This window comes from Kitasatospora sp. NPDC058170 (genome assembly GCF_042883905.1).
GTDB lineage: Bacteria > Actinomycetota > Actinomycetes > Streptomycetales > Streptomycetaceae > Kitasatospora.
This window is the reverse complement of the sequence record NZ_JBHVUV010000005.1, coordinates 272,830-287,270: the sequence shown is the minus strand read 5'-3', so window position 1 is coordinate 287,270 and position 14,441 is coordinate 272,830. Positions and strand designations below refer to the sequence as shown.

At 74.6% G+C, this 14,441-nt stretch carries 9 protein-coding genes; 2 read left to right on the top strand and 7 right to left on the bottom strand.

The annotated features are described in order from the left end of the window. Positions 1–2,805 carry a M4 family metallopeptidase gene (locus ACFVVX_RS08640; protein ID WP_387942899.1) on the bottom strand — a complete coding sequence of 935 codons (2,805 nt, stop codon included), beginning with the start codon at positions 2,803–2,805 and terminating at the stop codon, positions 1–3. A 397-nt stretch (positions 2,806–3,202) separates the two neighbouring features. Here ACFVVX_RS08640 and ACFVVX_RS08635 point away from each other — a divergent pair, with 397 nt between their 5' ends. Continuing rightward, complete coding sequence (locus tag ACFVVX_RS08635; RefSeq protein ID WP_387942897.1) at positions 3,203–4,135, top strand: MBL fold metallo-hydrolase; 933 nt, start codon at positions 3,203–3,205, stop codon at positions 4,133–4,135. A 208-nt stretch (positions 4,136–4,343) separates the two neighbouring features. After that, positions 4,344–5,732, top strand: coding sequence for a condensation domain-containing protein (locus ACFVVX_RS08630; RefSeq protein ID WP_387942895.1), 1,389 nt, complete (start codon positions 4,344–4,346; stop codon positions 5,730–5,732). A gap of 75 nt (positions 5,733–5,807) precedes the next feature. Here the strand turns inward: ACFVVX_RS08630 and ACFVVX_RS08625 are convergent, their stop codons facing one another. The 6 genes from ACFVVX_RS08625 to ACFVVX_RS08600 all read right to left on the bottom strand — a co-directional run bounded on the left by ACFVVX_RS08625 (position 5,808) and on the right by ACFVVX_RS08600 (position 14,256). After that, positions 5,808–7,343 carry a M1 family metallopeptidase gene (locus ACFVVX_RS08625; protein WP_387942893.1) on the bottom strand — a complete coding sequence of 512 codons (1,536 nt, stop codon included), beginning with the start codon at positions 7,341–7,343 and terminating at the stop codon, positions 5,808–5,810. 163 nt (positions 7,344–7,506) lie between these two features. Next, positions 7,507–8,379 carry a sulfurtransferase gene (locus tag ACFVVX_RS08620; RefSeq protein ID WP_387942891.1) on the bottom strand — a complete coding sequence of 291 codons (873 nt, stop codon included), beginning with the start codon at positions 8,377–8,379 and terminating at the stop codon, positions 7,507–7,509. 89 nt (positions 8,380–8,468) lie between these two features. Then, the gene (locus ACFVVX_RS08615; RefSeq protein WP_387942889.1) at positions 8,469–10,715 is read right to left on the bottom strand and encodes a BTAD domain-containing putative transcriptional regulator; all 2,247 of its coding nucleotides are present in this window, start codon (positions 10,713–10,715) and stop codon (positions 8,469–8,471) included. Positions 10,716–10,806: 91 nt separating this feature from the next. Further along, positions 10,807–11,898, bottom strand: a complete 1,092-nt coding sequence (locus ACFVVX_RS08610) for a class I SAM-dependent methyltransferase (RefSeq protein WP_387942887.1) — start codon at positions 11,896–11,898, stop codon at positions 10,807–10,809. A gap of 163 nt (positions 11,899–12,061) precedes the next feature. After that, the gene (locus ACFVVX_RS08605; protein WP_387942885.1) at positions 12,062–13,747 is read right to left on the bottom strand and encodes a beta-N-acetylhexosaminidase; all 1,686 of its coding nucleotides are present in this window, start codon (positions 13,745–13,747) and stop codon (positions 12,062–12,064) included. Between the two features lie 173 nt (positions 13,748–13,920). Further along, the gene (locus tag ACFVVX_RS08600) at positions 13,921–14,256 is read right to left on the bottom strand and encodes a hypothetical protein (protein ID WP_387942883.1); all 336 of its coding nucleotides are present in this window, start codon (positions 14,254–14,256) and stop codon (positions 13,921–13,923) included. Positions 14,257–14,441: the final 185 nt, after the last annotated feature.

The following is a 14,441-nucleotide window of genomic DNA, read 5'->3' as shown; positions in this document are numbered from 1 at the left end:
TCAGCAGGAGCCGGCCGGGCGGTCGCGGACCACCAGGTCGGTGCGGCCTGCGGTGGCGTCCAGCCAGACGACCCGGGTGCCCTGGTCCGCCGCGGCGTAGATCTGGCTGCCCCGGTTGCAGGAGAGCCGCTGGGGGGTGCCGCCGGTGATCGGGAGCTGCCAGAGCTTGGGCAGCGCGGCGTTGGTCCAGCCGCTGCTGGGCTTGCTGCCCGGCTGCTCGAAGGTGACGGCCTGGTCGGAGGCGGTGAAGGAGAGGCCGCGCACGGCGGCGGGCGAGTCGGCGGGCAGCACGTCGGTCACACCGGAGCCGTCCAGGGCGCCGGAGCGGATCGAGCTCGGCTTGGACCCGTCGATGGGCGTCTCCCTCCAGAGCAGCCGCCCGCCCGCGAGCAGGGTGTCGGTGCCCCCGGGCCCGACACTGTTCAGGTACTGGGCGGTGACCTTGCCGGCGGCGATCGAGTAGACGGTCGGCGCCAGGACGAAGTCCTCCCCGACGGCCCACTGCTCGGACCAGGCGATGGTGCCGTCCTTGAAGGTGAGGCTCCCCGCGGAGTGGCCCGCGGGCAGCGGGATCTCCGCGGCCTGGGTGCCGTCCCGGTAGAGGTGGATCGTGGTCCGGTCCGTGGTGTAGTCGGTCGTCCGGAAGACCAGTTCGTTACCGGACACACCGAGTTCGCCGGGCTGCTGGTTCGCGGAGCGGTACAGGCTGCGGACCGGACCGCCGGACAGCGGGCTGGTCAGCAGTTCCATCCCGAAGACGCCCTGGGCGTCCGGGCCGATGGCCACCCAGGCGGCGGACTTGCCGTCGGTGGCGGCCCAGCCGTGGTAGCGGCCGTCCTCCGGGCTGAGCCGGGTGGGCGTGCCGGAGCCGTTGGTGGCGCCGGTGAACAGGGCGGTCTTGCTGAGGGTCTCGGTGTTGGACATCATCACCCAGCGGCCGTTGGCGGCGGCCGGGGCGGCCATCGAGGTGGAGATGTCGCGCAGCAGCGGGCGGCTGTCCAGGCCGAGTCGGCTCTGCCAGCCGGCCCGGATCCCGTGTGCGTCGAACGCCTTCTCCACCGCGCGGAGTTGGGCCCGGTTCAGGTTGAGCGCCCGGCCGGCGGTGAGCACCGCGTTGCGGCCGTCGACGAAGTCGTCCAGCGGGGTGAGGTACTCGGTCAGCGCGCGGTAGACCAGCCGGTCGGCGGTCAGCGGGTCCAGGGTGCGCCGGATGTCCCACAACGCCCCGCCGAAGATGGTGGAGTTGAGGTGCACCCCGCCGTTGTCGACGCTGATCCCCGCACCGACGTAGTCGGTCACGGTGGTGCGGTGGTCGTCGAGCCGGCGTGACGCGCAGGCCTCCGGGGTACCGGTGCGGCAGAGGGACTCGCCCAGCAGCGCGGCCTTCGGGTCGTTCATCGACTGGCCGCGGGCGGTCACCTCGATGGCATTGCCGAAGTAGTCCGCCAGCGCCTCGTTCATGGCGCCGGACTGGCCGACGTAGGCGAGCTTGGCGGTGTGGTCGATGACGCCGTGGGTCATCTCGTGCCCGGCCACGTCGAGTGCCACCGCGAACTGGCGGTACTTGGCGTCGCCGCTGCCGTAGACCATCTTCGAGCCGTCCCAGTAGGCGTTCGGGAGCGACTGGCCGCCGGCGGTCACGTTGACCACGGAGGTGATCGGACCGCCCTTGCCGTCCAGGCCCTCCCGGCCGAGCCGGTTGCGGTAGAAGTCGTACACGGTACCGGCGTTGACGTGGGCGTCGGTGGCGCCGCTGGTGCCGGTGGAGGCGGGGAAGTCCGGGCCCGCGGAGTGGGCCGGGGCGCTGTCGGCGGGGATGCCGCCCCTGAAGTCGTCGGAGTCCCGGCCGGCCCCGTCGTAGGTGGTGATGGCGGCCGACCGGGTGAGGTCGGTGAGCTGGTAGCTCCCGTCCGGGAGGCGGCCGATGTTCACCTTGACGGAGCGGCCGGAGAGGTCCGGGGCGGTACCGGTGGCGGGCTCGACCCCGGCGGCGGCGCCGGCGACGGCACCGCCGCGACCGTCGGTGTCGGCCTCGGCGCGGGCGGCGGGACTGCCGGCGGCCCTGGCCCCGGCCTTCGCACCGGCCGCGGCACCGGCGGCGCTGCCGCCGCCCACCGAGTAGGGGGCGCGGGCGTCGTGGGCGAGGGCGACCACGCCGACGGTGGCGTCCACGTAGACCTCGCGGACCACCCGGTCGCCGGTGGCCGGGTCGCTGCCGCGCAGGGTGAAGTGCTGGGCCAGTCGGCCGGCGCCGCCGGGCAGGACGACCAGGCCGTGGTCCTCGACGGCGGCCCCGGCCCGGGCCCGCGGGTCCTTGACGGCGTCGAGCGCCCGCTCGCGCAGGATCGGGGCCGGGACGGCGGGGGTGGTCGGCGCGGTGAGCCCGGTGAAGTACTTGCCGCCGACCGACTCGACCCGCTGCTCGGCGCCGTCGCCGACCAGGTGGACGAGGTACTGCGCGCCGAGCACCGGGAGTCCGCCGTGGCGCTGTTCGAACCTGACGGTGCGCCGGCCGTCGGCCGCGCGCTCGGTGCCGATCTCGGCCAGCTGCCCGGGGTCGATCTTGTACCGGTCCGAGTGGGCCGCGAGGTACGCCCGGGCGGCGTCGGCCGGATTGCCGGGGGCGGCGTCGGACAGGCCGGTGACCAACTGCGGGGTGGCGGTGCCCTCGCCGGCCACCAGGCCGGGGACGGGGTCGGGGTCGACGGCCGGTCCGGCCAGGGCGGGCGAGGCGGCCAGGACCAGGCTCAGAGCGGCGGTTATGCCGACGCCGAGCGCCCTGGGCGTGCGGGAACGGTGGTGCACTGCGGTCCTCCCATGGAGTACGGGATCGGTGGTGGTGGCCCGCGGGGGGTCGGCCACCCGCCGGGAAACATGCGGCGAGCGGCCCGACCCGGCCTGCGGAGGCGGCCGGGGACCGCCGGGGCGGCCCGGACAGCCCGGACGACCCCGGTGATCGCGCGGCCCTGCCGAAGGGCGCAGGCCGGCGCGGCGGTCACAAGGCTTGCCGACAACTGCAGTTGACGGGCCGCCATGTGCCGACCATATGTCATCAACCGAGATATGTCGATTACCTGCACATGGAGGCCGAGGGGGAGGGCCCGGCCCCGGTGTTCGAGCGGTACTCGACGCCCGGCGGCGATGGTGGGACCCGGGTCCGAACGGCCCCGCCCGAACCATCCGGACCTCTCAGGAGAATCCCGTGACCGCACCCGAGCAGGCAGCCACCGACCCCCGCACCGACGGCCGGCTGGAGGAGGTCGCCGACGGGGTCTTCGCCTACGTCCAGGCGGGCGGCGGCTGGTGCATCAACAACGCGGGCCTCGTCGTCTCGGGCGGCCGGACGGCCCTGATCGACACCGCGGCGACCGAGGCCCGGGCCCGCCGCCTGCGGGAGGCCGTCCGAACGGTGTCCCCGACGATGCCGGAGTACCTGGTCAACACCCACTTCCACGGCGACCACGCGTTCGGCAACTTCGTCTTCCCCGAGGCCCTGGTGATCGGCCACGAGCGCACCCGCAGCGAGATGGCCGCGGCCGGACTGCACCTGACCACGCTGTGGCCGCAGGTGTGCTGGGGCGACATCGAGCTGTCCCTGCCCACGCTGACCTACCGCGACGGCGTGACGCTCCATGTCGGCGACACCGTGGTCGAGTTGATCCACCCGGGACCGGCGCACACCACCGACGACACGGTGGTCTGGCTGCCCGGGCAGCGCGTGCTGTTCACCGGGGACATCGTGATGTCGGGGGTCACGCCGTTCTGCGCGATGGGCTCGGTCGCCGAGTCGATCGCGGTGATCGAGCGGCTGCGGTCCCTCGGCGCCCGGACGGTGGTGACCGGCCACGGACCGGTGGGCGGCCCCGAGGTGTTCGACGAATCGGAGCGCTACCTGCGGTGGGTGCTGCAGGTGGCCCGGGACGGGCTGGCCGCCGGACTCACCCCGCTCCAGGCCGCCCGCGGCTGCGAGCTCGGCGAGTTCGCCCGGCTGGTCGACTCCGAACGGCTCGTCCCCAACCTGCACCGTGCCTACGCCGAGCTCCGCGGGGCGCCGCCCGGCGACCCGCTCGACGTCGGCGCGCTGTTCGCCGAGATGGTCCGGTTCCACGGCCGGCCGCCGACCTGCCGGGCCTGAGGCGCCAGGCCCGCACCTCCTGACTCGCACCTCCCGACTCGCACCTCCCGACCCGCGGGTCCCGGCCACATACCGAGACCCCGGGGCTCCCAGTCTCGACGCGGGCGGGACGGTACGCCACACTCGTTCCACCCGGCACCGCGTACCGACCAACCTCCAGGGCCAGGCACCCGGCCCGGCCCGGAACCGCACATCGGAGAGCCATACGGTGACCACGAGTCAGCAGCTGGAGATCGCCTTCTCGTCCGGCCGGTCCGGCACCGGACCGGCCACCTGGGGCCAGCGGGCCATCTGGACCGCCGTGAGCAGGCTCGCGCCGGCCGACGCGCCGCGCTACAACATCACGGTGGCCACCCCCGTGGACCCGGGCGTTCCCGTGCCCGCGGTGCTCGACGCCCTCGGGCACCTGCTCCACCTGCACGACTCCCTGCACACCCGGCTGCACCGGGACGAGGACGGCACGCTGCGGCAGACCGTCGACCCCGCCGGGCGGCTGCCCGTGCACTCCCGACCGTGCGGCGGCGGCCGGCAGGAGGCGGACGAGGCCGGCCGCGCCCTGCACGACGAACTGGCGGCGCTGCCCTTCGACTGCGCCGAGGAGTGGCCGATCCGCGTCGGCCTGGTCGAATCCGAGGGCCTGGTACGGCATCTGACGCTGGTGCTGTCCCACACCGCGGTCGACGGCACGGGCATGCGCCAGCTCGTGATGGACCTCACCGACCTCGTCCTGGGCAGCTCACCGGAGCGGATCAGGGAGCTGCGGCCCAGCCAACAGCCGCTTGAGGAGGCCGAGTTCCAGACCTCCGACCGCGGCCGGCGGCGCGACTCCAACGCCCGGCAGCACGCCCTGCGCAAGCTGCGCGTCGGCCCGCCCCGGCTCTTCCCGCTCCCGGCCGGGGCCGACCCCGACCGGCGCTTCCCGAACGCCGAGTTGAGCTCCCCGGCCCTGCTCCGCGCCGTCGACCTGGTCGCGGCCGGCCACCGGGCCAGCTCCGCCTCCGTCCTGCTGGCCGCGGTGGCCACGATGACCTCCCGGCTGTCCGGCCACCCGGATCCGGTGCTCCAGGTCATCGTCAACAACCGCTTCCTGCCCGGCCTCACGCACGCGGTGAGCGTGGTGGCGGGCGACAGCATCCTCCATCTGCCCGACGCCGGACAGGACTTCGCCGCCCTGGTCCGCCGCACCCACGCGTCCACGATCGCCGCCTACCGCCACGCGTACTACGACAAGCAGCTGTTGGACGAGGACATCGAGAAGCTGACCACCGAGCAGGTCCCGCTCGCCGACCGCTCCTGCATCGTCAACGACACCCGGGAGCTGGCACCGCCGCTGCGGCCGGAGGACGAGGACGCGGCGATCCCGCCCGCCGGGGAGTCGCTGGCGCAGGCCCGGGCCAGGACCACACTGACCTGGCCGGTCGACTTCGAGCCGCGCCCCGGGCTCTCCTACGCCCTGGACGCCCTCCAGACGCCCGACGCGCTCCGGCTCTCGATGACCGCCGACCCGGCGGTGCTCCCCCGCCCGGACATCGAGCGCTTCCTGTTCGGCGTCGAGGAGCTGGTCCTCACCGAGGCCCTGGCGCTCGGCCACGCCTGACCGTGCTCGTGCCCGTGCCCGGCCCGCGCGCTGCGGGCCGGGCACGGGCACGTCACCCGCACCGCCGACGGGGCGTCAGTGCGCCTCGTGCACGGTGTTGGTCTGCTGGATCGCCTTCCACGACTTCGGCTCCTGCGGCTCCTGCGGCTGCGCGGGTGCCGAAGCCTGCGCCGGCGCCTTGGCGGCCGGAGTGACGGCCGCCCCCGGGACACCGGCCGAGGAGAGCGCCGGCTTCGCCGGGGTGAACAGCCAGGTGGTGAAGAGGTCCCCGAGCTGCTTCCCGGAGATCCGCTCGGCGTACGCCTGGAACTGCTGGATGGTCGCGTTGCCGTACTTCCGCTCGGCCGGCCAGCCCTTCAGGATCCGGAAGAACGCGTCGTCGCCCACCGCGTTGCGCAGCGCCTGGACGGCGACCGCGCCCCGGTCGTAGACGGCGCCGGCGAACTGGTTGTCGGCGCCCGGGTCGCCCGGCTTGATGGTCCAGAACGTGTCGTCGGCCGGGTGGGAGGCGTACACGTAGTCCGCGAGCTCCTGCGCCGTGCCCTCGTTCTCGTGCTCCGACCAGAGGAACTGCGCGTAGCGGGCGAAGCCCTCGTTGAGCCAGATGTCGCTCCAGCGCTGGACGGAGACGCTGTCGCCGTACCACTGGTGGGCCAGCTCGTGCACGACGACCGAGGTGTTGGCGCCGCGCGCGAACTGCCGCGGGCCGTAGAAGATCCGGGTCTGGGTCTCCAGGCCGTAGCCGGCGGTGACGTTCGGGACGTAGCCGCCGACCGAGCTGAACGGGTACTCGCCGAAGTAGCCGCTCAGCCAGTCGACCAGCTCGCCGGTGCGCTCGACGCTGGCGCGGGCCGCGTCCGCGTTGTCGCCGAGGTCCTTGCTGTACGCGTTGTAGACGGGCAGGCCGCTCGGGGTGGTGTCGGTGCTGATGTCGAACCTGCCGACGGCGAGCGTGGCCAGGTAGGTGGCCTGCGGCTTGTTCTCGCGCCAGCTGAACCTGGTCCAACCGGCCTGGGAGGTCTGGCCGGTGAGGATGCCGTTGCTGATCACCTGGCTGCCGTCGGGCACCAGGACCGAGACGTCGAAGGTCGCCTTGTCGGTCGGGTGGTCGTTGCTCGGGAACCACCACCAGGCGGACTCGGGCTCGCCGGCCGCCACGCCGCCGTCGGGCGAGCGCAGCCAGGCGGTGAAGCCGTAGCGCTTCACCTTGGACGGGATCCCGGCGTAGCGGACGACGACGGTCGCCTGGGCGCCCTTGGCGAGCGGCCGGTCGGGGGTGACCTCCAGCTCCTGCTCCCCGGTGGCGGCGAACTTGGCCACCCGCCCGTTGACCAGGACCTGCTTGACGTCGAGCGCGAAGTCGAGGTTGAACCGGGACAGGTTCTGGGTGGCGGTGGCCAGGATGGTGGTGGTGCCCTCCAGTTCGTCGGTGGCGGGCTGGTACTTCAACCGGATGTCGTAGTGCGAGACGTCGTACCCGCCGTTGCCGTAGGTCGGGTAGTACGCGTCCCCGGCGCCGGCCGCACCGGGCCCGGTCTGGGCGGCGGACGCGGGAACGGCCAGGAGCAGGGCGACAGCGCTGGCGGCAGAGACGATCAGCCTCTTGCGCACGGTGGTCCTCCAGGGTCACTGGGACGGTGGGATGGTGCCGATCACTGGGGTGATCCGGCTCGATCCCTGTCCCGTTCGGCCCTGCTCCACGCCTCCGTTATGAAATGTTCATGCGAAGAAACTCACCGTAACGCGCACCCGGGTGCGGGCCCTCGGACAAGCCCTAAGCCCCCACCGCCACCGGCGCCCGGACCAGCGAGCCGTACTCGGTCCACGACCCGTCGTAGTTCTTGACGTGCGGGTAGCCCAGCAGCTCGGTCAGCGCGAACCAGGTGTGCGCCGAGCGCTCGCCGATCCGGCAGTACGCGATCACCTCGCGCTCCGGCTCCACCCCCTGCCCGCCGTACAGGGCGCGCAGCTCCTCCGCCGAGCGGAAGGTGCCGTCCTCGTTGGCCGCCTGCGACCAGGGGATGTTCACCGCGCCGGGGATGTGCCCGGGCACCTGTGCCTGCTCCTGCGGCAGATGCGGCGGGGCCAGCGCCTCGCCCCGGTACTCGGCGGGCGAGCGGACGTCCACCAGCACCGCGTCCGAGCCCGGCTTGGCGAAGACCTCCGCCTTGGCCAGCACCTCGTCGCGCAGCGCCCGTACCTCGGGGTGCTCGGGTCCGGGCAGCCGGTAGCCGGTGTGCTGGTAGTCCATCACCTCCGGGGTGCGCTCGCGCTGCTCCAGCTCCCACTTCTTGCGCCCGCCGTCCAGCAGCCGCACCTGCTCGAAGCCGCGCAGCCGCAGCAGCCAGTAGGCGTACGCGGCGAACCAGTTGTTGTTGCCGCCGTACAGCACCACCGAGGTGTCCTCCTCCACGCCGGCCGAGCGCAGCAGCCGCTGCACGCCCTCGCGGTCGACGTAGTCGCGGCCCACCGGGCTGTGCAGGTCGGTGGTCCAGTTCCAGCCGACGGCGCCGGGGATGTGGTCCTGCTCGAACGCGGTGGTGTCCTCGTCGACCTCGACGACGCGGATCGTGCCGTCGTCCAGGTGCTGGGCCAGCCACTCGGTGCGGACCAGCGACTCGGGGTGTGCGTAACCGTTGCCGGTCATGGTCGTCTCTCCTCTCGTCCCATCCCGTCCCGTCCCATCTCGTCCCACCTCACCTGGTGCGCCGGATCCCCGGCTCCGCCGCGAGCTCCTCATCCCGGCCTCCCGCCCGCTCCGGCCGGAGCGGCGCGCAGCCGCTCCAGGGACCGCCGGGCGCCCAGCGCCTCGAACACCGCCGCCGCCTCCCCGCACAGCGCCGCATCCGCCGCCGTACCCGCACCCGGTGCGGAGCCCGCGCCCTCACCCGCACCCGCACCCGCGAGGTCCGCCGGCCCCGGGACGCCGGTCACCGCCCGCACCTTCTCCCGGGCGGCCCAGAACGGCTGCCGGGCCCGCTCGTACAGCCGGGCGGCGGCCAGGTGCCCGGCCCGGGCCCCCACCCGGTCGCCCTTCGCCGCCGCCAGCGAGCCGAGCGCCGACTGCGCCATCGCCCGCCACGCCGAGCTCTCGAACCTCCCGGCGACGTCCTGCGCCGCCGCCGCGTGCTCGGCCGCGCCCCCGGCGTCGCCGACGGCGGCGAAGGCCTCCGCCGCCACCGGGTACAGCAGCGCCGTACAGGTCGGGCACTCGCCGTACCGGGCTGCGGCCGCGGCGGCGGCCCGCGCGGACCGGACGGCCTCGCCCGGCTCCCCGCGCTCGACCGCGTCGAAGGCCGCCGTGGCGTACAGCCGGCCGACCGAGTGCCGCCCGGGCGGTGCGGCAGCGGCGGCGGCCGCGGCCCGGCGCAGGAAGTCGGCCGCGGCCGCGCTGTCGCCGCGCCCGGCGGCGTGCTCCGCGAGCCGCTGCCAGGGCAGGGCACCGCCGGGGCCGCCCAGCTCCTCGTGCAGGTGGGCGCTGTGCTCCAGGCAGCCCGGTGCCTCGTCCCAGCGGCCGCGCAGCAGCAGCGACTCCCCGAGCAGACACCAGGCGAAGGCCTCGGCCCGGCGCGCGCCCCGGGCGATCGCCAGGTCCAGCGTCCGCCGGGCGTAGTCCTCGACGCCCTCGCTCAGCCCGTCCCCGACCAGCTGGTACTGGCCGAGGCAGCCGTGGAGCTCGAAGAGCCGGTCCGTCCTGGCGTCCCCGGCGGCGGCGCCGAGCCGCTCGATGTCGCGGTGCAGACCCTCCCGCCAGGTGCCCCGGGCGTGGTGCACGCGGGCCAGCGCCTCGTCCGCCGCCATCAGGTCCTCGGGGGTGCCGTGCTCCTCGGCGGCGGCCAGTGCGGCTTCGGCGGCGCGTAGGGCCGGCACGTCCCGGCCGGTGGAGGCGAGCCAGGCGGCCCGTACCCCGAGCAGCCGGCCGGTCTCTGCCGGGTCGCCGCCGGCTCCGGCGAGCACGCTCTCGGCCGCGATCAGATGCGGTTCGGCGGCGGCGCCGTCGCCGTCCGCCAGCCGGGCGGCGGCCGCCTTGCGGTGCAGGCGCGCCGCCCGCAGCACCAGGCCGCCGCGCGCCACCACGACCAGTGCGGCCGGGGTGGTCAGCCCCGGCGAGGCGGGCAGGTCGACCACGGCCGGTTCCAGGGCGCAGCCGTACGCGGCGGTGGCCCCGGCGGTGTCGCCGGAGCGCATCCGCAGGTCGCCGATCCGCTCCCAGAGCTCACCGGCACGTTCGGCCCGGACCTCCCGGCCGGTGCGGACCCGCTCCCGCAGCCGCTGCGCGGCGGGTCCGGGCCCGCCGCCGTCCGGTTCCCGCTCCAGCGCGGCGGCCAGCCGGTCGTACTCGCGCAGCACCGCGAGCCGGCGCCCGGCCAGCGCGTGCACCCGCATCAGGGCGAGCGAGGCCTCCTCGTGCAGCGGGTCGGCCGCCACGGCCCGGCGCAGCACGGCGGCGGCGCCGTCCAGGTCGGCGCGGGCCCCGCGCAGCCCGCCGAGTTCGACCAGCAGCGCCAGGTACTCGGCGTGCAGGGCCTGCTCCCGCCGGACCGCCCAGCCCTCGTAGCGGTCCTCGGGCAGCAGGTCGCCGCGGTACCGGGCGACGGCCCGCTCGTAGGCCGCGGGGTCGCGGCTGCGGCGGGCGTGCAGGGCGGCCTGCTCGAACTCCTCGACGTCCACCCGGACCAGCTCCGGGCGCAGCGCGGGGGTGTCGCCGGGGGCCAGGTAGCGGTGGGGGGCCGAGGGGTGGGCGTCGAGGGTGCGACGGGCCTCGTCCAGGGCCTGGAGGAGCCGGTCGGCGCCGGCCGGCGGCGGCAGTTCGGGCCAGAGCGCGGCGGCGGCCCGCTCGCGGCGCAGCCGGTGGCCGGGCACGAGGGCGAGCAGTTTGACCAGGTCCCGGGACTTGCGCTGGTACCAGTCGCCGTCGGCGACCTCCCGCGGGCCGACCCGGACCCGGAAACCGCCGAGGAGTCCTATCCGCAGTTCGAGCATGCGCCGGTGCCTTCCGTGCGGACACCTCGAACACCTCGAACCTACGCCCGGGACGAGCCGTCGGCGAGTCCTGCCCGCGCCCTTCTGCCGGTCACCCGTCCCCGTCGGCTACCCGCCCGTCCGGCCGGGCCACGTAGTACAGGTTCAGTTCGTCCCCCTCCACCCGTTCGACCTCGACCGCGCCGAACCCGGCCTCCGCGAGCATCCGCCGCGCGGTCTGCTCGCCCCACACCGTCCCCAGCCCCTCGCCGCCCTCGCCCAGCGAGACGGTCATGCAGTAGAAGGTCGAGAGGGCGTACAGCGCCGGGCCCAGCGGGTGCTCGATGTTCTCCTCCAGCAGGCTGCTGGCGGCGATGTCGCCCATCAGGAAGACTCCGTCGGAGCGCAGCGCGCCGGCGACGGCGGCCAGTGTGCGGGCCGGGCGGGCCAGGTCGTGGATCACGTCGAAGGCGGTCACCAGGTCGTAGGGTCCGGCCAGCTCGGCGGAGTCGGCGACCGCGAAGTCGGCGTTGGCCAGGCCGAGCGCGGCGGCCTCGGCGCGGGCGGCGGCGATGCCGTTCTCGGCGATGTCCAGGCCGGTGAACCGGCTCGCCGGGAACGCCCCGGCCAGCACGTTCACCGCGTGGCCCTGTCCGGTGCCGATGTCGAGGACGTCGATCCCGGCCCGCAGCCGCTCGGTCAGCCCGGGGACGAGCGGGACGATCCCGTCGACCAGGGCCAGGTCGTAGACCCGCGCGGACTCCTCCGCCTGGAGGGCCTGGAACCGCGGGTACGCCGTGTAGGGCACGCCGCCGCCCTGCCGGAAGGACTCCACCACCCGCTGCTCGACCTCGCCCATCAGCGCGAGGTACTGCATCAGGCCGGCCATGTTCTCCGGCCCGGCGGCCCGGACCAGCGAGGCGGCGTGCTCGGGCGGCAGCGTGTAGCTGCGGTGCTCCGGGTCGTAGTCGACGATGCCGCCGACCACCATGGCGCCCAGCCACTCCCGGACGTAGCGCTCGTCCAGCCCGCCGGCGTCGGCGATCTCCGCACTGGTCGAGGCGTCGAGGCCGGCCATGGTGTCGAAGAGGTTGGTCTGGTGGCCGACGCTGGCCATGAATCCCAGGCAGGCATCGTTCAGCACCTGCACCATGCGACCCGCGAAGGCCTCCTGCTTCACCGGGTCCGGTTCCCGTACGGCCATCGTTCCTCCTCCGTCACCGGGATCACGCGTGGCCCGGCACCGGCCTCTCCCTCCCGCGGCCCCGGCCGGGCGTCCGCGAAAAGCCCTCCCCCCAGCCACGCTACGCCCCACCGGGCGGGCCGCCCGGCGGGGCGTCGGGGCCCGCTCAGGGCTTCGGGCCCGCTCAGCGCTTCGGGCTCGGCCAGGGCACCTCCGAGCGCTTCTCGTATCCGAAGCCGGCCGCCTCCCAGCGGGCGCCCTCCTCGGCGAGCCGCTGCCGGAACCGCGGCCAGTCGTGGGCGGACCGGTCGGACCAGCCGAGTTCGGCGATCGCGGGCAGCCGGGGCAGCAGCATCCGGTCCAGCTCGGCCGGGGTGCTCAGGGTCTCCGTCCACAGCGGCGCCTCGACCCCGAGCACCGCGCCGGGCGGCAGCGCCACCACGGTGTCCGGGTCCCAGGAGTAGGCGGACCAGACGTCCACCGTCCCGGCCCAGCGCAGGCCGAGGGGGTAGGAGGCGTCGTACTTCATGTCGAGGTAGGTCCGGCCGGCCGGGGACATGATCACCTGTGCGCCGCGCGCGACCGCGTCCTTCATCTCCTGGTCGCGGCCGCCCTTGCCGTCCCAGTACTGCAGCAGCCCGACCCCGCCCGGGCCGGCGGCCGGCGCGGTCTGGTTCCAGCCGACCGGGATCTTCCCGGCGGCGACCACCTGCGCGCTCACCCGGCGGACGAACTCGCGGTAGTCCTCGGGCGCCAGCTTGCGCACCTCGTCGCCGCCGAGGTGCAGGTAGGGGCCGGGGGTGAGCCGGGCGATCTCGGTGATCACATCCTTGGTGAGGGCGTAGGTCCGCTCGTCCTTCGCGCAGACCATGCTGAAGCCGACCTCGATCCCGGTGTAGGGCCAGGGCCGTGCGCTGCCGTCGCAGTCCAGCTCGGGGTGGGCGGCGAGGATGGCGTTGCTGTGCCCGGGCAGGTCGATCTCGGGGACGACGGTGAGGTAGCGCTCCTGCGCGTAGCGGACGATCTCCCGGTAGTCGGCCTCGGTGTAGAAGCCGCCCGGGGTGCCGCCGACCTCGCTGGTCGCGCCGACCGCGGTGAGCTCCGGGCGGCCGGGGACGGCGATCCGCCATCCCTGGTCGTCGGTCAGGTGCAGGTGCAGGTGGTTGACCTTGTACAGGGCCAGCCGGTCGATGAAGCCCTTGACCTCGTCCGGGGTGAAGAAGTGCCGGGCGACGTCGAGCATGGCGCCCCGGTAGGCGTAGCGGGGCCGGTCGGTGATGTCGACGGCGGCGGCCCGCCAGCTCGGCGGCTCGGCCACGGGGGTGCGGCTCTCGATCTCCGGGGGGAGCAGCTGACGCAGTGTCTGGGTGCCCCGGTAGAGGCCGGCCGGGGTGCGGGCGGTGATCCGGGCGGTCGCGCCGCCGGCCGTCAGCCGGTAGCCCTCGGGGCCGGTCTCCTCGGGCATTGTGGGGTCGAGGGCGAGCACGATGCCGTCGGCCGGTCCGCCCGGCTCGGCGTCCGACACGGCGACCGGGAAGCCGGTCGGGCGGCGCAGCGCCTCGGCGAGCTGCTCGGCGGTCCGGCGGACCTCCGCGCGCTGCTCCTCCGTGCCGCCGGTGCCGGTGCGGACGGCGGTCTGCGCGGAGAGTGCGAAGGAGGGCCCGGTGCCTGCGGTCGCGGAGAGCGGCGCCGGGATGATCCGGGCGCCGGTGCGCGGTCCGACCGGGTCCTCGAACTGTGGGAGGCCGCCGTCGCCCTCGCCGCCGCCGAGCGCGCGGTGCAGGCCGAACCCCGCCGCCAGGACCAGGACGGCGGCGATGATCAGCAGTCTGCTGGTGCGGGCGGAGAGCCCGGCTGGTCGAATCGGCAAGGCCGCCCCCGGTGTCGTGGTGCACGCTGCCGGCCGCCGTTCACGGCCGCTTCACCGGAATGGTCTCAACCAATCTTCGAATTGTCCCGCGCCCGGAGCGAATTGGCGGACGCGCCGCCCTCCGGCAGCACGTCCGCCTCCCTACGCGGCACGGGTGGCACCCCTTCGCGGCACTAGGAGAACACCACCGAGCGGACCAGCAGCCGGTCCCCGGCGCGCCCGCCCGGCCGCAGGACGTAGTACGTGTCCCCCTCGCAGTCGAACTCGGGGAACACCGTGGCGGTGGAGTTGGTGCGGTTGTTCGGCGCGTACGCCGGTTCGTTGCGGCCGGCCTCCGGCAGGTTGACGCATGCGCGGCCGGCCGGGTCGAAGAGCGCGCCGAGCTGTTCCCCCAGGAAGTTCCGGTACTTGTAGCGGAACTCGCCGCCCGCGGCGGTCGCGGAGGCGGGGACGGCGAGGGCGAGGGCGAGCGCGCTGGCGGCGGCGAGCACGGCGTTGCGGAGACGCATGGCGGATGAGCCCTTTCAGGGCGGTACCCGGTGGTACCTGGGGAATTGATGCGAGATCACCCTAGAGGCCCAAAATCAGCAGAAACGGTTCTCCCAAACCATCCTTTCGGGTGGTTTAACCCAAATAACCGCTACCGACCGGCCGCCGCCTCCCGCGGAACGGCGCCCTGCGGCGACCGGGAGAA

What these genes read in the sequence shown, in the direction of transcription:
- ACFVVX_RS08615 (WP_387942889.1), bottom strand. Translation starts at nt 10,715, where the DNA reads ATGCTCGAACTGCGGATAGGACTCCTCGGCGGTTTCCGGGTCCGGGTC.
- ACFVVX_RS08620 (WP_387942891.1), bottom strand. Translation starts at nt 8,379, where the DNA reads ATGACCGGCAACGGTTACGCACACCCCGAGTCGCTGGTCCGCACCGAG.
- ACFVVX_RS08610 (WP_387942887.1), bottom strand. Translation starts at nt 11,898, where the DNA reads ATGGCCGTACGGGAACCGGACCCGGTGAAGCAGGAGGCCTTCGCGGGT.
- ACFVVX_RS08600 (WP_387942883.1), bottom strand. Translation starts at nt 14,256, where the DNA reads ATGCGTCTCCGCAACGCCGTGCTCGCCGCCGCCAGCGCGCTCGCCCTC.